The organism is Streptococcus sp. 121, assembly GCF_016458205.1.
GTDB lineage: Bacteria > Bacillota > Bacilli > Lactobacillales > Streptococcaceae > Streptococcus.
This window is the reverse complement of the sequence record NZ_JAEMED010000018.1, coordinates 1-18,687: the sequence shown is the minus strand read 5'-3', so window position 1 is coordinate 18,687 and position 18,687 is coordinate 1. Positions and strand designations below refer to the sequence as shown.

The 18,687-nt window shown below is 41.4% G+C and carries 30 protein-coding genes; all 30 read left to right on the top strand.

What is annotated here, in order from left to right; all coding sequences use genetic code 11:
* The first annotated feature begins 46 nt into the window (after nucleotides 1-46).
* Nucleotides 47-673, top strand: a complete 627-nt coding sequence (rplC, locus tag JEQ21_RS04990) for a 50S ribosomal protein L3 (protein ID WP_135036568.1) — start codon at nucleotides 47-49, stop codon at nucleotides 671-673.
* 24 nt (nucleotides 674-697) lie between these two features.
* A complete protein-coding gene (gene rplD / locus JEQ21_RS04985; protein WP_199364354.1) occupies nucleotides 698-1,321 on the top strand; it encodes a 50S ribosomal protein L4 in 624 nt (207 codons plus the stop codon).
* Complete coding sequence (locus JEQ21_RS04980; protein WP_135036562.1) at nucleotides 1,321-1,617, top strand: 50S ribosomal protein L23; 297 nt, start codon at nucleotides 1,321-1,323, stop codon at nucleotides 1,615-1,617. Before rplD ends, JEQ21_RS04980 begins: the two co-directional genes overlap by 1 nt.
* A gap of 17 nt (nucleotides 1,618-1,634) precedes the next feature.
* Complete coding sequence (gene rplB, locus JEQ21_RS04975; protein WP_196091742.1) at nucleotides 1,635-2,468, top strand: 50S ribosomal protein L2; 834 nt, start codon at nucleotides 1,635-1,637, stop codon at nucleotides 2,466-2,468.
* Nucleotides 2,469-2,565: 97 nt separating this feature from the next.
* Nucleotides 2,566-2,844, top strand: a complete 279-nt coding sequence (gene rpsS / locus JEQ21_RS04970; RefSeq protein ID WP_000533765.1) for a 30S ribosomal protein S19 — start codon at nucleotides 2,566-2,568, stop codon at nucleotides 2,842-2,844.
* Nucleotides 2,845-2,858: 14 nt separating this feature from the next.
* A complete protein-coding gene (gene rplV, locus JEQ21_RS04965) occupies nucleotides 2,859-3,203 on the top strand; it encodes a 50S ribosomal protein L22 (protein WP_135036556.1) in 345 nt (114 codons plus the stop codon).
* Between the two features lie 12 nt (nucleotides 3,204-3,215).
* A complete protein-coding gene (rpsC, locus tag JEQ21_RS04960) occupies nucleotides 3,216-3,869 on the top strand; it encodes a 30S ribosomal protein S3 (protein ID WP_196091743.1) in 654 nt (217 codons plus the stop codon).
* A 3-nt stretch (nucleotides 3,870-3,872) separates the two neighbouring features.
* Nucleotides 3,873-4,286 (top strand): 50S ribosomal protein L16, encoded by a 414-nt coding sequence (gene rplP, locus JEQ21_RS04955; protein ID WP_135036550.1) that lies wholly within the window; start codon nucleotides 3,873-3,875, stop codon nucleotides 4,284-4,286.
* 9 nt (nucleotides 4,287-4,295) lie between these two features.
* Nucleotides 4,296-4,502, top strand: a complete 207-nt coding sequence (gene rpmC / locus JEQ21_RS04950; RefSeq protein WP_135036547.1) for a 50S ribosomal protein L29 — start codon at nucleotides 4,296-4,298, stop codon at nucleotides 4,500-4,502.
* Between the two features lie 25 nt (nucleotides 4,503-4,527).
* Nucleotides 4,528-4,788 (top strand): 30S ribosomal protein S17, encoded by a 261-nt coding sequence (gene rpsQ / locus JEQ21_RS04945; RefSeq protein WP_002885836.1) that lies wholly within the window; start codon nucleotides 4,528-4,530, stop codon nucleotides 4,786-4,788.
* Nucleotides 4,789-4,813: 25 nt separating this feature from the next.
* Nucleotides 4,814-5,182: a 50S ribosomal protein L14 gene (gene rplN / locus JEQ21_RS04940; RefSeq protein ID WP_135036544.1), complete on the top strand. Its 369-nt coding sequence runs from the start codon at nucleotides 4,814-4,816 to the stop codon at nucleotides 5,180-5,182.
* A 77-nt stretch (nucleotides 5,183-5,259) separates the two neighbouring features.
* Nucleotides 5,260-5,565 carry a 50S ribosomal protein L24 gene (rplX, locus tag JEQ21_RS04935; protein WP_196091745.1) on the top strand — a complete coding sequence of 102 codons (306 nt, stop codon included), beginning with the start codon at nucleotides 5,260-5,262 and terminating at the stop codon, nucleotides 5,563-5,565.
* Nucleotides 5,566-5,588: 23 nt separating this feature from the next.
* Nucleotides 5,589-6,131, top strand: coding sequence for a 50S ribosomal protein L5 (gene rplE, locus JEQ21_RS04930; protein ID WP_135036539.1), 543 nt, complete (start codon nucleotides 5,589-5,591; stop codon nucleotides 6,129-6,131).
* Between the two features lie 17 nt (nucleotides 6,132-6,148).
* A complete protein-coding gene (locus tag JEQ21_RS04925; protein WP_001085699.1) occupies nucleotides 6,149-6,334 on the top strand; it encodes a type Z 30S ribosomal protein S14 in 186 nt (61 codons plus the stop codon).
* Between the two features lie 437 nt (nucleotides 6,335-6,771).
* Nucleotides 6,772-7,170, top strand: a complete 399-nt coding sequence (gene rpsH / locus JEQ21_RS04920; protein ID WP_199364352.1) for a 30S ribosomal protein S8 — start codon at nucleotides 6,772-6,774, stop codon at nucleotides 7,168-7,170.
* 193 nt (nucleotides 7,171-7,363) lie between these two features.
* Nucleotides 7,364-7,903, top strand: coding sequence for a 50S ribosomal protein L6 (gene rplF / locus JEQ21_RS04915; RefSeq protein ID WP_199364350.1), 540 nt, complete (start codon nucleotides 7,364-7,366; stop codon nucleotides 7,901-7,903).
* A gap of 78 nt (nucleotides 7,904-7,981) precedes the next feature.
* Nucleotides 7,982-8,338 (top strand): 50S ribosomal protein L18, encoded by a 357-nt coding sequence (gene rplR / locus JEQ21_RS04910; protein WP_135036533.1) that lies wholly within the window; start codon nucleotides 7,982-7,984, stop codon nucleotides 8,336-8,338.
* An 18-nt stretch (nucleotides 8,339-8,356) separates the two neighbouring features.
* Nucleotides 8,357-8,851, top strand: a complete 495-nt coding sequence (rpsE, locus tag JEQ21_RS04905) for a 30S ribosomal protein S5 (protein WP_135036530.1) — start codon at nucleotides 8,357-8,359, stop codon at nucleotides 8,849-8,851.
* Nucleotides 8,852-8,864: 13 nt separating this feature from the next.
* Complete coding sequence (rpmD, locus tag JEQ21_RS04900) at nucleotides 8,865-9,047, top strand: 50S ribosomal protein L30 (RefSeq protein ID WP_202056480.1); 183 nt, start codon at nucleotides 8,865-8,867, stop codon at nucleotides 9,045-9,047.
* 137 nt (nucleotides 9,048-9,184) lie between these two features.
* Complete coding sequence (rplO, locus tag JEQ21_RS04895) at nucleotides 9,185-9,625, top strand: 50S ribosomal protein L15 (protein ID WP_199364349.1); 441 nt, start codon at nucleotides 9,185-9,187, stop codon at nucleotides 9,623-9,625.
* Nucleotides 9,626-9,647: 22 nt separating this feature from the next.
* On the top strand, nucleotides 9,648-10,958 hold the full coding sequence (secY, locus tag JEQ21_RS04890) for a preprotein translocase subunit SecY (protein ID WP_196091749.1): 1,311 nt from the start codon (nucleotides 9,648-9,650) through the stop codon (nucleotides 10,956-10,958).
* 103 nt (nucleotides 10,959-11,061) lie between these two features.
* Nucleotides 11,062-11,718, top strand: coding sequence for an adenylate kinase (locus tag JEQ21_RS04885; protein ID WP_196091750.1), 657 nt, complete (start codon nucleotides 11,062-11,064; stop codon nucleotides 11,716-11,718).
* 116 nt (nucleotides 11,719-11,834) lie between these two features.
* Nucleotides 11,835-12,053 carry a translation initiation factor IF-1 gene (gene infA, locus JEQ21_RS04880; protein WP_001029883.1) on the top strand — a complete coding sequence of 73 codons (219 nt, stop codon included), beginning with the start codon at nucleotides 11,835-11,837 and terminating at the stop codon, nucleotides 12,051-12,053.
* A 24-nt stretch (nucleotides 12,054-12,077) separates the two neighbouring features.
* On the top strand, nucleotides 12,078-12,194 hold the full coding sequence (rpmJ, locus tag JEQ21_RS04875) for a 50S ribosomal protein L36 (protein ID WP_001808836.1): 117 nt from the start codon (nucleotides 12,078-12,080) through the stop codon (nucleotides 12,192-12,194).
* A 25-nt stretch (nucleotides 12,195-12,219) separates the two neighbouring features.
* The gene (rpsM, locus tag JEQ21_RS04870; protein ID WP_196091751.1) at nucleotides 12,220-12,585 is read left to right on the top strand and encodes a 30S ribosomal protein S13; all 366 of its coding nucleotides are present in this window, start codon (nucleotides 12,220-12,222) and stop codon (nucleotides 12,583-12,585) included.
* 18 nt (nucleotides 12,586-12,603) lie between these two features.
* Entirely contained in the window at nucleotides 12,604-12,987 is a 384-nt protein-coding gene (gene rpsK / locus JEQ21_RS04865) for a 30S ribosomal protein S11 (protein ID WP_135036512.1), read from the top strand.
* Between the two features lie 46 nt (nucleotides 12,988-13,033).
* Nucleotides 13,034-13,969 carry a DNA-directed RNA polymerase subunit alpha gene (locus tag JEQ21_RS04860; protein WP_196091752.1) on the top strand — a complete coding sequence of 312 codons (936 nt, stop codon included), beginning with the start codon at nucleotides 13,034-13,036 and terminating at the stop codon, nucleotides 13,967-13,969.
* An 11-nt stretch (nucleotides 13,970-13,980) separates the two neighbouring features.
* Nucleotides 13,981-14,367 (top strand): 50S ribosomal protein L17, encoded by a 387-nt coding sequence (gene rplQ, locus JEQ21_RS04855; protein WP_160332874.1) that lies wholly within the window; start codon nucleotides 13,981-13,983, stop codon nucleotides 14,365-14,367.
* 224 nt (nucleotides 14,368-14,591) lie between these two features.
* Entirely contained in the window at nucleotides 14,592-15,848 is a 1,257-nt protein-coding gene (locus JEQ21_RS04850; protein ID WP_199364348.1) for a gamma-glutamylcysteine synthetase, read from the top strand.
* A gap of 883 nt (nucleotides 15,849-16,731) precedes the next feature.
* A complete protein-coding gene (locus JEQ21_RS04845; protein WP_199364347.1) occupies nucleotides 16,732-17,967 on the top strand; it encodes an MFS transporter in 1,236 nt (411 codons plus the stop codon).
* The last annotated feature ends 720 nt before the right edge of the window (nucleotides 17,968-18,687 follow it).

The following is an 18,687-nucleotide window of genomic DNA, read 5'->3' as shown; positions in this document are numbered from 1 at the left end:
CGTTAAAAACTTTTTGAAAAAATAGAAAGAAAAGGAACATTTTCTCATGACAAAAGGAATCTTAGGGAAAAAAGTGGGAATGACTCAAATCTTCACTGAATCAGGTGAGTTTATCCCTGTTACTGTTATTGAAGCAGCTCCAAACGTTGTTCTTCAAGTTAAAACAGTTGAAACAGACGGATACAACGCCGTTCAAGTTGGTTTTGATGACAAACGTGAAGTATTGAGCAACAAACCTGCCAAAGGCCATGTAGCAAAAGCTAACACAGCTCCTAAGCGCTTCATTCGTGAATTCAAAAACATTGAAGGCTTGGCAGTTGGTGATGAAATCTCAGTTGACACTTTCCAAGCTGGAGATGTTGTTGATGTAACAGGAACTTCAAAAGGTAAAGGTTTCCAAGGTGTCATCAAACGCCATGGTCAATCACGTGGACCTATGTCTCACGGTTCTCGTTACCACCGTCGTCCTGGTTCAATGGGACCAGTTGATCCAAACCGCGTCTTCAAAAACAAACGTTTGGCTGGACGTATGGGTGGCGACCGTGTAACAATCCAAAACCTTGAAATTGTTCAAGTTGTTCCAGAGAAAAACGTTATCTTGATCAAAGGTAATGTACCAGGTGCTAAGAAATCTCTTATCACTATCAAATCAGCAGTGAAGGCTGCTAAATAATAAGGAAAGGGGAAAACAGTCACAATGGCAAATGTAAAATTATTCGACCAAACAGGTAAAGAAGCTGGCGAACTTGCCTTGAACGATGCAGTATTTGGTGTTGAGCCAAATGAAGCAGTTGTGTTTGATGTGATCATCAGCCAACGTGCTAGCCTTCGTCAAGGTACTCACGCAGTGAAGAACCGTTCAGCAGTATCTGGTGGTGGCCGTAAACCATGGCGCCAAAAAGGAACTGGACGTGCTCGTCAAGGTTCTATCCGCTCTCCACAATGGCGTGGTGGTGGTGTTGTCTTCGGACCAACTCCACGTTCATACAGCTACAAACTTCCACGCAAAATGCGTCGTTTGGCTCTTCAGTCTGTTTACTCAGCGAAAGTTGCTGAAGACAAACTTGTAGCAGTTGAAGGTCTTTCCTTCACAGCGCCAAAAACTGCAGAATTTGCAGCTGTTCTTAAAGCACTTAACATTGATTCAAAAGTACTTGTGATTCTTGAAGAAGGAAATGAATTTGCTGCACTTTCAGCTCGTAACCTTCCAAACGTAAAAGTTGCAACTGCAGCAACTGCAAGTGTTCTTGATATCGTGAATAGCGACAAACTTCTTGTTACTAAAGAAGCGATCTCAACTATCGAGGAGGTTCTTGCATAATGAACTTGTATGACGTTATTAAAAAGCCTGTCATCACTGAGAAATCAATGGCTCAAATGGAAGCAGGAAAATACGTATTTGAAGTAGATACACGTGCACACAAACTCTTGATCAAGCAAGCTGTTGAAGCTGCTTTTGAAGGCGTTAAAGTTGCAAACGTAAACACAGTGACTGTAAAACCTAAAGCAAAACGTGTTGGACGTTACAACGGTTTTACTGCAAAAACTAAGAAAGCTATCATCACACTTACAGCTGATTCAAAAGCAATCGAGTTGTTTGCTGCTGAAGCTGAATAATCTAAGGAGGAAATAGCGTGGGAATCAGAGTTTATAAACCAACTACAAATGGTCGCCGTAATATGACCTCTTTGGATTTCGCTGAAATCACAACCAACAAGCCAGAAAAAACCTTGCTTGTTCCTTTGAAAAACAAAGCTGGTCGTAACAACAACGGTCGTATCACTGTTCGTCACCAAGGTGGTGGACACAAACGTCATTACCGTTTGATCGACTTTAAACGTAACAAAGATGCGGTTGAAGCAGTTGTTAAAACAATCGAGTACGATCCAAACCGTTCAGCAAACATCGCTCTTGTACACTACACAGACGGTGTGAAAGCTTACATCATTGCTCCTAAAGGTCTTGAAGTAGGTCAACGCATCGTTTCTGGACCAGATGCCGATATCAAAGTCGGAAATGCTTTGCCACTTGCAAACATTCCTGTCGGTACAATGATCCACAACATTGAGTTGAAACCAGGACGTGGTGGAGAGTTGGTCCGTGCTGCTGGAGCATCTGCTCAAGTATTGGGTCAAGAAGGTAAATACACTCTTGTTCGTCTTCAATCTGGCGAAGTTCGTATGATCCTTTCAACTTGCCGTGCAACTGTCGGTGTTGTTGGTAACGAACAACATGGATTGGTGAACCTTGGTAAAGCTGGACGTAACCGTTGGAAAGGTGTTCGCCCAACCGTTCGTGGTTCTGTCATGAACCCTAACGATCACCCACACGGGGGTGGTGAAGGTAAAGCACCAGTTGGACGTAAAGCACCATCAACTCCATGGGGCAAACCTGCTCTTGGACTTAAAACTCGTAATAAGAAGGCTCGTTCTAACAAATTGATCGTACGCCGTCGCAACGAGAAATAATAAACACAAGTGAATCCGCCAGCTCGGTAGGGCAAGCAAGACTCGTTCTTGCTCCCAAGCCGCTGTGGTACTGTATTTTAAAGGAGAAAAAATAAAAATGGGACGTAGTCTTAAAAAAGGACCTTTCGTCGATGAGCATTTGATGAAAAAAGTTGAAGCTCAAGCGAATGATGAAAAGAAAAAAGTCATTAAAACTTGGTCACGTCGTTCAACGATTTTCCCAAGTTTCATTGGTTATACAATCGCAGTTTATGATGGACGTAAACACGTACCAGTTTACATCCAAGAAGACATGGTAGGTCACAAACTTGGTGAATTTGCACCAACTCGTACTTACAAAGGTCACGCTGCTGACGATAAGAAAACACGTAGATAAGAGAGGAGAACGACATGGCAGAAATGACTTCAGCTAAAGCAATGGCTCGTACAGTGCGTGTTTCACCTCGTAAATCTCGTCTTGTGCTTGATAACATTCGTGGTAAAAACGTTGCTGACGCAATCGCAATCTTGAAATTCACTCCAAACAAAGCTGCTGGTATTATCGAGAAAGTTTTGAACTCTGCAATCGCTAATGCTGAAAACAACTTAGGTTTGGACAAAGCTAACCTTATTGTAAGTGAAGCTTACGCAAACGAAGGACCAACAATGAAACGTTTCCGTCCACGTGCCAAAGGTTCAGCTTCACCAATCAACAAACGCACTTCCCACATCACTGTGGTAGTTGCAGAACAATAAGGAGGTTAACTCGTGGGTCAAAAAGTACATCCAATTGGAATGCGTGTCGGTATCATCCGTGACTGGGATGCTAAATGGTATGCTGAAAAAGAATACGCGGATTACCTTCATGAAGATCTTGCTATCCGCAAATTTATCCAAACAGAATTAGCAGACGCAGCTGTTTCAACGATCGAAATCGAACGTGCTGTGAACAAGGTTAATGTTTCTCTTCACACTGCAAAACCAGGTATGGTTATCGGTAAAGGTGGAGCAAACGTTGATGCCCTTCGTGCTAAATTGAACAAAATGACTGGAAAACAAGTTCACATCAACATCATCGAAATCAAAAAACCTGATTTGGATGCACACCTTGTTGGTGAAGGAATTGCTCGTCAATTGGAGCAACGTGTTGCTTTCCGTCGTGCACAAAAACAAGCTATCCAACGTGCAATGCGTGCTGGAGCTAAAGGAATCAAAACTCAAGTATCTGGTCGTTTGAACGGTGCTGATATCGCTCGTAGCGAAGGATACTCTGAAGGAACTGTTCCACTTCACACATTGCGTGCAGATATCGACTATGCTTGGGAAGAAGCAGATACAACTTACGGTAAACTTGGTGTTAAAGTGTGGATCTACCGTGGTGAAGTTCTTCCAGCTCGTAAAAACACTCAGGGAGGTAAATAACCAATGTTAGTACCTAAACGTGTGAAACACCGTCGTGAGTTTCGTGGGAAAATGCGCGGTGAAGCAAAAGGTGGAAAACAAGTAGACTTCGGAGAATTTGGTCTTCAAGCTACAACTAGCCACTGGATCACAAACCGCCAAATCGAAGCTGCCCGTATCGCTATGACTCGTTACATGAAACGTGGTGGTAAAGTTTGGATCAAAATCTTCCCTCACAAATCATACACTGCGAAAGCTATCGGGGTTCGTATGGGATCTGGTAAAGGGGCACCTGAAGGTTGGGTTGCACCCGTTAAACGTGGTAAAGTAATGTTTGAAGTTGCTGGTGTTTCTGAAGAAGTTGCACGTGAAGCGCTTCGTCTTGCTAGCCACAAATTGCCAGTGAAATGCAAATTTGTGAAACGTGAAGAGAAGTAAGGAGAAAGCATGAAACTTGAAGAAATCAAAAAATTTGTTGAAGAACTTCGTGGTCTTTCTTCAGAAGAACTTGCGAAGCGTGAAAACGAATTGAAAAAAGAATTGTTTGATCTTCGTTTCCAAGCGGCTACTGGTCAATTGGAACAGACAGCTCGTTTGAAAGAAGTGAAAAAACAAATCGCTCGTATCAAAACAATTCAATCAGAAGTTAAATAGACTTGGGAAAGGAGAAATCTAACTAATGGAACGTAATCAACGTAAGACCCTTGTTGGACGCGTAGTTTCTGACAAGATGGATAAAACAATCACAGTTGTAGTTGAAACTAAACGTAACCACCCAGTCTATGGTAAACGTATTAACTACTCTAAAAAGTACAAGGCTCATGATGAAAACAATGTTGCTAAAGAAGGCGATATCGTTCGTATCATGGAAACTCGTCCGCTTTCAGCTACAAAACGCTTCCGTCTTGTAGAAGTTGTTGAAGAAGCGGTTATCATCTAATCGAACCGAAAAGGAGAAAAGGTAAATGATTCAAACAGAAACTCGTTTGAAAGTTGCTGATAACTCAGGTGCCCGCGAAATCTTGACAATCAAGGTTCTTGGTGGTTCAGGACGTAAATTCGCTAACATCGGTGATGTTATCGTAGCTTCTGTAAAACAAGCGACTCCTGGTGGTGCGGTTAAAAAAGGTGACGTTGTGAAAGCCGTTATCGTTCGTACTAAGACAGGTGCCCGTCGTGCAGACGGTTCTTACATCAAATTTGATGAGAACGCTGCAGTTATCATTCGTGATGACAAAACACCTCGTGGAACACGTATCTTTGGCCCGGTTGCACGTGAATTGCGTGAAGGTGGCTTTATGAAGATCGTTTCTCTAGCACCAGAGGTATTGTAAGAAACACACAAACGATAGTCCCCTGAAAGCTTTCTTTCAGGGTGCCCCTATGGGCGTAAGAATTTAAGGAGAAAAGAATGTTTGTAAAAAAAGGCGATAAAGTTAAAGTAATCGCAGGTAAAGACAAAGGTGTAGAAGCAGTTGTCCTTACTGCTCTTCCAAAAGTTAACAAAGTCATCGTTGAAGGTGTCAACATCGTTAAGAAACACCAACGTCCAAACAACGAACTTCCTCAAGGTGGTATCGTTGAAGTGGAAGCTCCAATCCATGTATCTAACGTACAAGTATTGGATAAAAATGGTGTTGCTGGACGTGTTGGCTACAAATTTGTAGACGGCAAAAAAGTTCGTTACAACAAAAAATCAGGCGAAGTGCTTGATTAATCACGAAGGAAAGGAGAAGAAACATGGCTAATCGTTTGAAAGAAAAATATCTTAATGAAGTAGTCCCTGCTTTGTCAGAGAAGTTCAACTACTCTTCTGTAATGGCAGTTCCAAAAGTAGATAAAATCGTTTTGAACATGGGTGTTGGTGATGCTGTTTCAAATGCTAAAAACCTTGAAAAGGCTGCAGAAGAGCTTGCACTTATCTCTGGTCAAAAACCATTGATCACTAAAGCGAAGAAATCTATCGCCGGCTTCCGTCTTCGTGAAGGTGTAGCGATCGGTGCGAAAGTAACCCTTCGTGGTGAACGTATGTACGATTTCTTGGACAAATTGGTTTCTGTATCACTTCCACGTGTGCGTGACTTCCAAGGTGTTCCAACTAAATCATTCGACGGACGTGGGAACTACACACTTGGTGTGAAAGAGCAATTGATCTTCCCTGAGATCAGCTTTGACGACGTCGATAAAACACGCGGTATGGATATCGTTATCGTAACGACAGCGAATACAGATGAAGAGTCTCGCGAATTGCTTGCTGGACTTGGAATGCCTTTCGCTAAATAATTCAGGAGGAACTTAAATTGGCTAAAAAATCAATGATCGCTAAAAATAAGCGTCCTGCAAAGTTCTCTACACAAGCTTACACTCGTTGCGAACGTTGTGGACGTCCACACTCAGTTTACCGCAAATTTAAGCTTTGCCGTGTTTGCTTCCGTGAACTTGCTTACAAAGGGCAAATCCCAGGCGTAACAAAAGCTTCTTGGTAAAATAAGATGTGAGAGCGTTAAGCAGCCTCAGCGAAAATAGGAAATCTGACGAAGAAGCTTTAGCTTCTAGGAAGATTTATCTTTTTCGCCCAAGGCTGTAGCTCGAACTCAATTTTAAAGTTAAATTTTGAGAAGGGATTTATTTTAGTCCGTGCTCAAATTTAAGATGTGAGACCGTTAAGCAGCCTCAGCGAAAATAGGGAGTGAAAGTGTCTGGGAGACACTTTCAGCCCTGCCGCTAGAAATTAGGAAACGGCAGGAATTAACTCGAAAAATCGTAAGGCTGTAGCTCGAACTCGATTCAAGCTTTGAGAATGGGCTCATTTTAGTCCGTGCTCAAACTTTCGTCACCAGAATTTGGTGAGACCTAGGCGAATGCCTATTCATTAACTAGCAAGTGACTTGCTCAAACTACTAGTAAGAGGAGAAATCAAAAAATGGTTATGACTGACCCAATTGCAGACTTTTTGACACGTATTCGTAACGCTAACCAAGCTAACCACGAAGTACTTGAAGTACCTGCATCAAACATCAAAAAAGGTATTGCTGAAATCCTTAAACGTGAAGGTTTTGTTAAAAACGTTGAAGTGATTGAAGATGACAAACAAGGTATCGTTCGCGTATTCTTGAAATACGGACCAAACGGTGAAAAAGTTATCACAAACTTGAAACGTGTTTCAAAACCAGGTCTTCGTGTTTACAAGAAGAGCGAAGATCTTCCAAAAGTCTTGAACGGACTTGGAATCGCGATCGTATCAACTTCTGAAGGTTTGCTGACTGATAAAGAAGCACGCCAAAAGAATGTTGGTGGTGAGGTAATTGCCTACGTTTGGTAAAATTTTAGACTTCAATTTCTTCATGTGCCTGTGTTAGAGCTCCTTGACATACTTTAGTATGGCCTGCGTAGCTCTGCCTTGGCCCATTTTGAACTTGAAGCTAAAATTTAAGAGTGTAAAACTCAGCTCATCAATGATGGGCTCCCGTGAAAACTAGTCGCTCTGCGGCTCGATAATTTAACAGGAGATAAACATGTCACGTATTGGTAATAAAGTAATCGTATTGCCTGCAGGTGTTGAATTGAACATTGCAGATAACAATGAGGTTACTGTAAAAGGTCCTAAAGGTGAATTGACTCGTGAATTTGCTAAGGACATCGAAATTCGTGTGGAAGGTACTGAAGTAACGCTTCACCGTCCAAACGATTCTAAAGAAATGAAAACAATCCACGGAACTACACGCGCCCTTTTGAACAACATGGTTGTTGGTGTATCAGAAGGATTCAAGAAAGAACTTGAAATGCGTGGGGTTGGATACCGTGCACAACTTCAAGGAAGCAAATTGGTTCTTGCAGTTGGTAAATCTCATCCAGATGAGGTTGAAGCTCCAGCTGGAATTACTTTTGAGTTGCCAAACCCAACAACAATCGTTGTTTCAGGTATCAACAAAGAAGTAGTTGGCCAAACTGCTGCTTACATCCGTAGCCTTCGTACTCCTGAGCCTTACAAAGGTAAAGGTATCCGTTACGTTGGAGAATACGTACGTCGTAAAGAAGGTAAAACTGGTAAATAATGGCTGGGACTTGCTTGCAAGTCCACGCATTTACCAACTCTGTGCTTAGCACAAACAAAAACATAAGAGGTGAAAATTGTGATTTCGAAACCAGATAAAAACAAACTCCGCCAAAAACGCCATCGTCGTGTTCGCGGAAAACTCTCTGGAACTGCTGATCGCCCACGTTTGAACGTATTCCGTTCTAATACAGGCATCTACGCTCAAGTAATTGATGACGTAGCGGGTGTAACGCTCGCAAGCGCTTCAACTCTTGACAAAGACGTTTCAAAAGGTACAAAAACAGAACAAGCTGCCGTTGTAGGTAAACTTGTTGCTGAACGTGCAGTTGCTAAAGGTATTTCTGAAGTGGTGTTCGACCGCGGTGGATATCTATATCACGGACGTGTTAAAGCGTTGGCTGATGCAGCTCGTGAAAACGGATTGAAATTCTAATAGGGAGGACACTGAAAAATGGCATTTAAAGACAATGCAGTTGAACTTGAAGAACGCGTAGTTGCCATCAACCGTGTTACAAAAGTTGTTAAAGGTGGACGTCGTCTACGTTTCGCGGCTCTTGTAGTTGTTGGTGACCGCAATGGCCGTGTTGGATTTGGTACTGGTAAAGCTCAAGAAGTTCCAGAAGCAATCCGTAAGGCTATCGAAGATGCTAAGAAGAACTTGATTGAAGTTCCTATGGTTGGTACAACAATCCCTCACGAAATCACATCAGAATTTGGTGGAGCTCGTGTATTGTTGAAACCAGCTGTTGAAGGGGCTGGAGTTGCCGCTGGTGGTGCTGTTCGTGCCGTCATCGAATTGGCAGGTGTTGCAGATATTACATCTAAATCACTTGGTTCAAACACTCCAATCAACATCGTTCGTGCAACTGTTGAAGGATTGAAACAATTAAAACGTGCTGAAGAGGTTGCTGCTTTACGTGGTATCTCAGTATCTGACTTGGCATAAGAAAGGGGATAAAATGGCTCAAATTAAAATTACTTTGACTAAGTCTCCAATCGGACGCAAGCCAAACCAACGTAAAACGGTTGTTGCCCTTGGACTTGGCAAATTGCATTCTTCTGTTATCAAAGAAGATAATCCAGCTATCCTTGGAATGGTTAATACCATCTCTCACTTGGTAACTGTAGAAGAAGTTAAATAAGAAGATCATGGCTAAGTCGCAAAGAAAAATCTTTGCGACTTACAAGCCATATAGACAAGCGAGTTTTTGTAAAAGTTTCCGTTTTACAAAAGCGCTAGCCCGTGACAAAGGTCACTAAAAAAGGAGAAATAAACAGAATGAAACTTCATGAATTGAAACCAGCAGAAGGCTCTCGTAAAGTTCGTAACCGTGTAGGTCGTGGTACTTCATCCGGTAACGGTAAAACTTCAGGCCGTGGACAAAAAGGTCAAAAAGCTCGTAGCGGTGGTGGCGTACGTCCAGGATTTGAAGGGGGACAAACTCCATTGTTCCGTCGTTTGCCAAAACGTGGTTTCACAAACATCAACCGTAAAGAATATGCGATTGTCAACCTTGATCAATTGAACGTCTTTGAAGACGGTGCAGAAGTAACACCAGTTGCTTTGATCGAAGCTGGAATTGTGAAAGCTGAAAAATCAGGCATTAAAATCCTTGGTAACGGCGAATTGACTAAGAAATTGTCTGTGAAAGCAGCTAAATTCTCTAAATCAGCTGAAGAAGCAATCACAGCTAAAGGTGGATCAATCGAGGTCATCTAAGAAACGATAGAGAGGTTACTCTATGTTCTTTAAAATTTTAAGGGATTCCTTAAAAATTAAGCAGGTCCGGACCAAGATTTGGATGACCCTCTTTATCCTTTTCGTTTTCCGCGTTGGAACGCATATTACTGTTCCAGGTGTGAATGCCCGGGTCCTTGCTGACTTGTCTCAATTGTCCTTCCTTAACATGTTGAGTTTGGTATCGGGGAATGCCATGCAGAACTTTTCGGTTTTTGCCTTAGGTGTTTCTCCCTATATCACCTCCTCCATTGTTGTTCAACTACTCCAAATGGATATTGTTCCTAAGTTTGTAGAGTGGGGAAAACAAGGTGAGGTTGGACGACGAAAACTCAATCAAGCCACACGTTATATTTCCCTAGTCCTAGCTTTTGTACAATCAATTGCGATTACGGCAAGTTTTAATACCTTGTCCAATGCTCAGTTGGTGCCTACACCAAACTGGCAGACCTATCTCTATATTGGCTGTATCTTGACAACAGGTAGTATGATTGTGGTTTGGTTGGGAGAACAAATATCCGACAAAGGTTATGGGAACGGGGTTTCCATGATTATCTTTGCCGGTATTATCTCTGCCATTCCGCGGACTATCTCAGGACTTTACGAAGATTACTTTGTGAATGTTCCAGCGGATCGTCTACAGAATTCAGCGATTTTCCTTGGATTGGTTGCTCTAGCTGTCTTAGCGATTATTTATTTCACTACTTTTGTACAGCAGGCTGAATACAAAATTCCAATTCAATATACAAAATTGGTACAGGGGGCTTCTTCTAGTTCCTACCTTCCTTTGAAGGTGAACCCAGCAGGGGTTATCCCCGTTATCTTCGCCAGCTCTATTACAGCTGCACCAGCCGCTATTGTTCAATTTATGATTTTAAGCGGAAATGATGCAGCCTGGGTTAGAAATGTGCGAGATCTCCTGTCGACGGATATGCCGTCAGGGATTGCCTTGTATGCACTTTTGATTATCCTCTTTACCTTCTTCTATACCTTTGTGCAGATTAATCCTGAAAAAACTGCTGAAAACTTGCAAAAGAGTTCAGCCTATATTCCAGGAGTTCGCCCAGGTAAGGGAACAGAGGTTTATATGTCCAAACTCTTGCGACGCTTAGCTCTCGTGGGCTCACTCTTCTTGAGTTTCGTTGCTATTATCCCAATCGTTGCTCAAAACGTATTCGGTTTGGCCGAAGCCGTAGCCTTGGGAGGAACTTCTTTGCTGATCTTGATTTCAACAGCCATTGATGGAATCAAGCAGTTGGAAGGTTATCTTCTTAAACGTCGTTACGTTGGCTTTATGCATACAGATACAGAATAGAATTCGGAGGATATCAGTCTAGGCTGATTCCTCTCTATTTTGTTTTTTACTAAGTTTATCAAGAGATTGATAGATTTAGTGGAAAACAAAAAGGAGAAAAGACATGAATCTTTTGATTATGGGCTTGCCAGGTGCCGGAAAAGGGACTCAAGCAGCTAAAATGGTCGAAGAATTTGGCCTTGCTCATATTTCTACTGGGGATATGTTCCGTGCGGCAATCGCCAATGAAACGGAAATGGGCTTGTTGGCAAAATCCTATATGGATCAAGGACAATTGGTGCCAGATGAAGTAACCAACGGAATTGTCAAAGAGCGTCTCTTGCAAGATGATATCAGCCAAAAAGGTTTCTTGTTGGATGGTTATCCACGTACCATTGATCAAGCGCATGCTTTGGATCAAACCTTGGCAGATTCAAACATTCAATTGGATGGAGTGGTGAATATCGATGTTGACCCAAGCATTCTTTTAGATCGTTTGAGTGGTCGTTTCATCTGTCGAAATTGTGGAGCAACCTATCACAAGATTTTCAACCCAACAAAAGTTGAAGGAACTTGTGACAACTGTGGTGGCCATGACTTTTACCAACGTGAAGATGATAAGCCAGAAGCTATCAAAACACGTTTGGACGTCAATATTGCTCAAGGTCAGCCAATTCTTGAACACTATGCTGCTAAAGGCTTGGTCTTTGATATCCAAGGAGATCAAGAAATTGACAAAGTATTTGCAGATATCCAAGCTGCATTAGAAAAAATCAAATAATCTACACTTTGTATCTTGCATTAAAACAGTCTTAGTGGTACACTAGTTAGGTTCTGACTTATCTTGTCCCTCTATACCCAGAGGACATAAATCGAAATTTAGGGAGGTACTTTTGCGTGGCAAAAGACGATGTGATTGAAGTTGAAGGTAAGGTAGTCGATACCATGCCAAACGCAATGTTTACGGTTGAACTTGAAAATGGACATCAGATTTTAGCAACAGTTTCTGGTAAAATTCGTAAAAATTATATTCGTATTTTAGCGGGAGACCGTGTGACAGTCGAGATGAGCCCATACGATTTGACTCGTGGACGGATCACCTACCGCTTTAAATAAAGGAAAAAATTGGAGGATTAAGAAATGAAAGTAAGACCATCAGTTAAGCCAATTTGCGAATACTGTAAAGTTATTCGTCGTAATGGTCGTGTTATGGTTATTTGCCCTGCAAATCCAAAACACAAACAACGCCAAGGTTAAAATAAGTTACTAGAAAGGAGAAAACATGGCTCGTATTGCTGGAGTTGACATTCCAAATGATAAACGTGTAGTTGTATCACTTACTTATGTTTACGGTATCGGACTTCCAACTGCTAAGAAGATTCTTGCTGCTGCAGGTGTTTCTGAAGACATCCGCGTGAAAGATCTTACACCAGATCAAGAAGACGCTATCCGTCGCGAAGTTGATACAATCAAAGTTGAAGGTGACCTTCGTCGTGAAGTGAACTTGAACATCAAACGCTTGATGGAAATCGGTTCTTACCGTGGTATCCGTCATCGTCGTGGACTTCCTGTCCGTGGACAAAACACAAAAAACAATGCTCGTACTCGCAAAGGTAAAGCTGTTGCGATTGCAGGTAAGAAAAAATAATATAGGAGGTAAACAGTCTTGGCTAAACCAACACGTAAACGTCGTGCGAAGAAGAATATCGAATCTGGTATTGCTCACATCCACGCAACATTCAATAACACTATCGTTATGATTACCGATGTACACGGAAACGCAATTGCTTGGTCATCAGCTGGTGCACTTGGTTTCAAAGGTTCTCGTAAATCTACTCCATTTGCTGCGCAAATGGCATCAGAAGCAGCTGCTAAATCTGCTCAAGAACATGGTCTTAAATCTGTAGAAGTTACAGTTAAAGGTCCTGGTTCAGGTCGTGAATCTGCTATCCGTGCACTTGCTGCTGCAGGTCTTGAAGTAACTGCAATTCGTGATGTTACTCCAGTGCCTCACAATGGTGCCCGTCCTCCAAAACGTCGTCGTGTATAATTGATTTTAAATTTACACAGCTTTTCGTTTTAAGAGGGAGTATAAAATGATTGAGTTTGAAAAACCAAAAATAACAAAAATTGATGAAAATAGTGATTACGGCATGTTTGTTGTTGAGCCGCTTGAACGTGGTTACGGAACAACACTTGGGAACTCCCTTCGTCGTGTCTTATTGGCCTCCCTTCCAGGAGCAGCAGTAACATCTATCAATATTGAAGGTGTATTGCACGAATTTGATACAGTTCCAGGTGTCCGTGAGGATGTGATGCAAATTATCCTCAACGTCAAAGGAATTGCTGTAAAATCATTCGTCCAAGACGAAAAGATGATTGAATTGGATGTTAAAGGGCCTGCTACCATTACAGCTGGCGATATTTTGACAGACAGTGATATCGAAATTGTCAACCCAGATCATTACCTCTTTACCATTGGTGAAGGAGCAACCTTCAAGGCTCGTATGACTGTTCATACTGGTCGTGGATATGTTCCAGCTGATGAGAATAAGTTGGATAATGCACCGGTTGGTACATTGGCGGTAGATGCAATCTACACACCAGTGAAAAAAGTCAATTACCAAGTTGAACCTGCACGTGTGGGTAGCAATGATGGTTTTGACAAATTAACACTCGAAATCATGACCAATGGAACAATTATTCCAGAGGATGCTCTCGGTTTGTCTGCTCGCATTTTGAATGAGCACTTGAATCTATTTACTGATCTTACTGAAGTTGCAAAAGCAACAGAAGTGATGAAAGAAGCAGATTCAACTTCTGATGATCGCGTATTGGAACGCACAATCGAAGAATTGGATCTATCTGTTCGTTCATACAACTGTTTGAAACGTGCAGGCATCAATACAGTATATGATTTGACAGAGAAAACTGAAGCCGAAATGATGAAAGTGAGAAACCTTGGCCGTAAGAGTCTTGAAGAAGTGAAATTCAAACTTCATGATCTTGGTCTTGGTCTAAAAGAGAAATAGAGGAGGAAATAATGGCTTACCGTAAATTAGGACGCACAAGTTCACAACGTAAAGCGATGCTTCGTGACCTTACAACTGATTTGCTCATTAACGAATCAATCGTAACTACAGAAGCTCGTGCAAAAGAAATTCGTAAAACAGTTGAAAAAATGATTACCCTTGGTAAACGTGGTGATTTGCACGCACGTCGTCAAGCGGCTGCTTTCGTACGTAACGAAATTGCAAGTGAAGTATACGATGCTGAAAATGATAAAATCGTTACAACTACTGCACTTCAAAAATTGTTCTCAGACATCGCTCCACGCTATGCTGATCGTAACGGTGGATACACTCGTATCTTGAAGACTGAACCACGTCGTGGTGACGCAGCTCCAATGGCGATTATCGAACTCGTTTAAAATCATCAATTTTGTTGAGTGTTATGATGATGGAGTCTTTTGACTCTTAGTCTAGCTCTGGTCTAGCACCAGGAGTAATCCTGGTGCTAACACTCATCATAATGGTGGTTGACGCTTGTTTACGCAATGGCTCTTAAAAAGAACCATGGCGTAAGCAGGCGTTTTTGTTTTTTAGCAGGAAAAATTTGGTATACTGGTTAGAATAAGTGAAAAGAGGACAGCCTATGCATCATTTTTTTCATGAAAACTATCTTTCGAAACTCAAAGAAAATCCAGAACTTTTCATTGGGATTGAATTAGAATTTCCAATTGTTCATGTAGATGGGAAAGCAACCGATCATTCCCTTTCGATCGCTTTGCTTCATCATCTTGTTCAAACCTTAGCGTTTACGGTTGTGAAAGTTGATGAACAAGATCAGCCGATTGAGATTGTCGCTGCAAATGGAGATGTGCTTCTGTTTGAAGTCAGCTACAATACCTTGGAATTTGCCTTTGCAAAGGCTGAGAATATATTTGAAGTTGCGGATCGTTTTCAGACCTACCTCGAGGCTATTCAGTCTTTCCTTCTTCAATACGACCACCAACTTCTCGGTTCAGGGATAAACCCTAATTGGGCTGTGAATGATAATCGACCAGTGGCTACAGGGCGTTACCAGATGTTGATGGATTATCTGGCTTTGGGAGCGAATCATGTAGAGCTTCATCCTTATCTAGATTATGCAGCCTATATTTGTGGAAGTCAGGTTCAGTTTGATGTTAGTAGAAGCCGGTTTTTACGGGTTCTAAATGCGTTTAATAAGATTGAGGCTGCCAAGGCTTACTTATTTGCCAATTCCTCTTTTGAGCCACTCAAAAACTGTGCTTTGGCACGTGATTACCTTTGGGAAGATTCGATGCACGGCTTGATTCCTCAGAACGTGGGAATCTATCCTAGCGATTTTGAATCAGAGGAGGATTATATTGACTTCAAAAGCCAATCTTCTTTTTTCTACACAGAAAGAGACGGAACCTATTATTATTTTGAGCCGATTCCGTTACAAGAGTACCTCCAGAAAGATGCGATTCGTGCCTATGGTCTTGATGGGAAGCGCTTGAACTTGAAGCCGGATCGGGCGGATCTTAAGAACCATCGTTCCTATCATTACCAAGAGTTGACCAAGCGGGGCACAGTTGAATTTCGGAGCATCTGTACCCAACCCTTGGAAGCTACCTTTGCGCCGGCCGCCTTTCATCTTGGCCTCTTAACGGAATTGGAAGCCTTGGAAGATTTGCTCGACCATTCGCCATTCTTTGAGCTTATGGGGCATGATTATGCGCAATTGCGTAAAGATTTTTCCCGTCAGGATTTGAATGCAAACGAAACAGAAGCCATCCGAGCCTTCTCACAAGAGCTGATCAGCTGCGCAAAGAGAGGCCTCCAGCAAAGAGGATTGGGGGAAGAGATTTTCCTAGCGAATGTACGAATAAACAAATATTTTTAAAAATATCTTGACAAAAATTCGGAATATGATAAACTTTAGACAATTTAGGGTAAATCGTGTTCGGGAAAAAGAATATTATGAAGAAATGAAAAGCTCTTCAAACTCTCGAGTCTCTCGCTTACGATTGGTGAGAGACTTTTTTTGAGCACTTTTGATCTAAAAAATAGAAAGGAGAAAGGTTATTGTTTTGCACCCACGGGAATAGGAGGATTTTATGGATAAATCGAGGTCAATTATTGACCTAGATGTGTCTACTAAAAAGGTCTGGAAGATTGACTAGGAGATTTGTGAGCGGAGTCTTTATACTCTTTTAGTTTATCTTTTATTACTGTGTTAGCTCGTCTTGCCGTACTTTAGTACTGCCTGCGACTCGCTGCCTTGTACTAAAAGCAAACTAAAAGACTATATCTGTAAAGGTTAGGGTAGAATTGTATTTTTCTCGAGGACCAGCAGAGGTTATCCTTAACTGATTTCAAAATCAGAATACTCGCGGAATTTAAAAATTGACGAGGTAATCCGATGATGAGAATTCAACAGATCTGGGAGACCTGTTGAATATTAAGGATAAAGCGTGGAAACACGCAATCAATAAGTTCATCAAAGAGGCTTGATACACTATGAATCGTTGATTCAACAAGCTTTGTTACAGGAGGAGATTAAGCCATATTGTCTATTACTGGAAAGCTGGGACCATCATCCAGAAACGTGGTCCTAAGAACTGCAATCCTATTCATTCAATTTCAAAATATGATGTTTTTTAAGCCGTATCGAAAAATTCAACTAGTTTACAAGACTTGTTGAGTGATCTTTACCGGCTCATCTATTTGAAATTTTAGATTAAGAATTCCAATTTAAAAGTTAGTTACGCATAAAGGAGTAAAAGATGAAGTTGTCAAAAAATGATCGCAACGCATTAATATCAGCTGTTATAGCTTCAGGTATGGATGACTTAAATGTCATGTTTTTATCCTTTTCCCTAACATCCATTATTGCTTCATTGGCGATTAGTAAAGTAGAAGCGGGCTGGATTGCGACAATTACCAATCTTGGTATGTTATTCGGTGGTATTGTTTTTGGGGTTTTAGCCGATAGATACAATAAGTTTAAAATTTTTCGTTGGACCGTAACTATCTTTTCTTTAGCAACGGCTCTTATTTTCTTCACTCCTAATTTGGAATACCTCTACTGGATGCGCTTTATTGCAGGTGTTGGAGTAGGTGGAGAATATGGTGTGGCTATTGCTATCATGGCTGGTTTGGTCCCGAAAGAGCAAATGGGAAGAATGTCCTCTATCAACGGAATCGTTGGGCAAATAGGTTCTATAGCCTCGGCAGCTTTGGCTGGTTTGATTGCCCCGATTTTTGGTTGGAGAGGACTATTTTTGTGTGGCTTACTTCCCCTTGGAATTGTTCTTTGGTCTATGATAGCGGTTGATGCGGATAAGGTCAGTGATTTTGATGCAAGTCAAGCCAAGGAATCTAAACAGGAGAAAGGCAAGATTTGGGATTTGTTTTCAAGTCCCCAAATTGCTGCCCAGACTATATGTTTAATGGTGATGACAACGGTTCAGATAGCTGGCTACTTTGGAATGATGAACTGGTTACCGAGTATCATGCAGGAACAAGCTGGAGTTAGTATGAGTGGTTCCTCAGTTTGGATGATTACAACGATTCTTGGAATGTGCTTAGGAATGATTGTTTTTGGGAACTTATTGGATCGTATTGGACCAAGAAAAAGTTATGGTTTATTTTTAGTGGCTTCAGCCTTGTCTGTATATCTCTTTAGCTGTGCACGGACAGAGTGGAGTATTTTGATAGCTGGTGCGGTTGTTGGTTTCTTTGTTAATGGGATGTTTGCAGGATACGGAGCCATGATTACGCGTCTCTATCCTTATTCTGTTCGTTCTCTTGCTAATAATGCCATCCTGAATATTGGACGAGCCATTGGAGGGTTCTCATCTGTTGTGATTGGTTTTATCCTACAAAACGCCACTGTGACAATCGTCATGCTCTTTCTGGCAAGTCTCTATTTCCTTAGCTTGTTAGCAATGTTGAGTATTTCAAATCTCAGGCAGGAGCAGTATCAAAAACTCAATGGATTGGTAGGTCGTTTAGATTAGTCAAGTTTGCATTCGAAAATAAGGATTACTTGGCTGATGAAGGAAGGGATAAGAACTTGGAGTCGTTTGGATACTCTAAGTTCTTTTCATTTGTTTCACACTCTTTTAGTTTATCTTTTATAGTCTTTTAGTTTATCTTTTATTACTGTGTTAGCTCGTCTTGCCTTACTTCAGTACTGTCTACGACTCGCTCCCTTGTACTAAAAGTAAACTAAAAGACAATATTACTGTGTTAGCTCGTCTTGCCGTACTTATTTGAAACTTTCTTCGAAAGTTGTATCGGCAAGCTCAAAATCTCCCCCAGAGATTTTGAGTTGTCTACGACTCGCTGCCTTGTACTAAAAGCAAACTAAAACTCCAAGCAGGCTTCACCTGCTAACTCATGACGGAAAATTAGTTCAGGTATATAATAAAGATGAGCAATACAAATCCGTAAGTTTATTAGGGCTTTGCCGAGCCTGTAACTAAAACTGGATGAATAAGAGTCATGAGATAACTCGAATACGCCTTGAGCGTGAAAATAAAATTACAAAACAGCCTCTTATTCGATTGTTCAAATAATAAAATAGGAGGCTTTTCGCATGGAAGCTATGGTTGAAATTTGTTGTGGCATTGATGTTCACCAAAAATCTATTGTCTGCTGTATCTTAGATGGACCTTTAGATACTAATAAACCAAAGAAATTTCAGAAATCCTTTGGAACGACAACTCGCTCCCTAC

What these genes read in the sequence shown, in the direction of transcription:
- rpsS (WP_000533765.1), top strand. Translation starts at nt 2,566, where the DNA reads ATGGGACGTAGTCTTAAAAAAGGACCTTTCGTCGATGAGCATTTGATG.
- JEQ21_RS04980 (WP_135036562.1), top strand. Translation starts at nt 1,321, where the DNA reads ATGAACTTGTATGACGTTATTAAAAAGCCTGTCATCACTGAGAAATCA.
- rplF (WP_199364350.1), top strand. Translation starts at nt 7,364, where the DNA reads ATGTCACGTATTGGTAATAAAGTAATCGTATTGCCTGCAGGTGTTGAA.
- rplE (WP_135036539.1), top strand. Translation starts at nt 5,589, where the DNA reads ATGGCTAATCGTTTGAAAGAAAAATATCTTAATGAAGTAGTCCCTGCT.
- rpsQ (WP_002885836.1), top strand. Translation starts at nt 4,528, where the DNA reads ATGGAACGTAATCAACGTAAGACCCTTGTTGGACGCGTAGTTTCTGAC.
- JEQ21_RS04850 (WP_199364348.1), top strand. Translation starts at nt 14,592, where the DNA reads ATGCATCATTTTTTTCATGAAAACTATCTTTCGAAACTCAAAGAAAAT.
- rplO (WP_199364349.1), top strand. Translation starts at nt 9,185, where the DNA reads ATGAAACTTCATGAATTGAAACCAGCAGAAGGCTCTCGTAAAGTTCGT.
- rplN (WP_135036544.1), top strand. Translation starts at nt 4,814, where the DNA reads ATGATTCAAACAGAAACTCGTTTGAAAGTTGCTGATAACTCAGGTGCC.
- JEQ21_RS04885 (WP_196091750.1), top strand. Translation starts at nt 11,062, where the DNA reads ATGAATCTTTTGATTATGGGCTTGCCAGGTGCCGGAAAAGGGACTCAA.
- rpsE (WP_135036530.1), top strand. Translation starts at nt 8,357, where the DNA reads ATGGCATTTAAAGACAATGCAGTTGAACTTGAAGAACGCGTAGTTGCC.
- JEQ21_RS04845 (WP_199364347.1), top strand. Translation starts at nt 16,732, where the DNA reads ATGAAGTTGTCAAAAAATGATCGCAACGCATTAATATCAGCTGTTATA.
- rplD (WP_199364354.1), top strand. Translation starts at nt 698, where the DNA reads ATGGCAAATGTAAAATTATTCGACCAAACAGGTAAAGAAGCTGGCGAA.
- rplX (WP_196091745.1), top strand. Translation starts at nt 5,260, where the DNA reads ATGTTTGTAAAAAAAGGCGATAAAGTTAAAGTAATCGCAGGTAAAGAC.
- rpmJ (WP_001808836.1), top strand. Translation starts at nt 12,078, where the DNA reads ATGAAAGTAAGACCATCAGTTAAGCCAATTTGCGAATACTGTAAAGTT.
- rplC (WP_135036568.1), top strand. Translation starts at nt 47, where the DNA reads ATGACAAAAGGAATCTTAGGGAAAAAAGTGGGAATGACTCAAATCTTC.
- secY (WP_196091749.1), top strand. Translation starts at nt 9,648, where the DNA reads ATGTTCTTTAAAATTTTAAGGGATTCCTTAAAAATTAAGCAGGTCCGG.
- rplQ (WP_160332874.1), top strand. Translation starts at nt 13,981, where the DNA reads ATGGCTTACCGTAAATTAGGACGCACAAGTTCACAACGTAAAGCGATG.
- rpsM (WP_196091751.1), top strand. Translation starts at nt 12,220, where the DNA reads ATGGCTCGTATTGCTGGAGTTGACATTCCAAATGATAAACGTGTAGTT.
- rpmC (WP_135036547.1), top strand. Translation starts at nt 4,296, where the DNA reads ATGAAACTTGAAGAAATCAAAAAATTTGTTGAAGAACTTCGTGGTCTT.
- JEQ21_RS04860 (WP_196091752.1), top strand. Translation starts at nt 13,034, where the DNA reads ATGATTGAGTTTGAAAAACCAAAAATAACAAAAATTGATGAAAATAGT.
- rplV (WP_135036556.1), top strand. Translation starts at nt 2,859, where the DNA reads ATGGCAGAAATGACTTCAGCTAAAGCAATGGCTCGTACAGTGCGTGTT.
- rpmD (WP_202056480.1), top strand. Translation starts at nt 8,865, where the DNA reads ATGGCTCAAATTAAAATTACTTTGACTAAGTCTCCAATCGGACGCAAG.
- rpsH (WP_199364352.1), top strand. Translation starts at nt 6,772, where the DNA reads ATGGTTATGACTGACCCAATTGCAGACTTTTTGACACGTATTCGTAAC.
- rplP (WP_135036550.1), top strand. Translation starts at nt 3,873, where the DNA reads ATGTTAGTACCTAAACGTGTGAAACACCGTCGTGAGTTTCGTGGGAAA.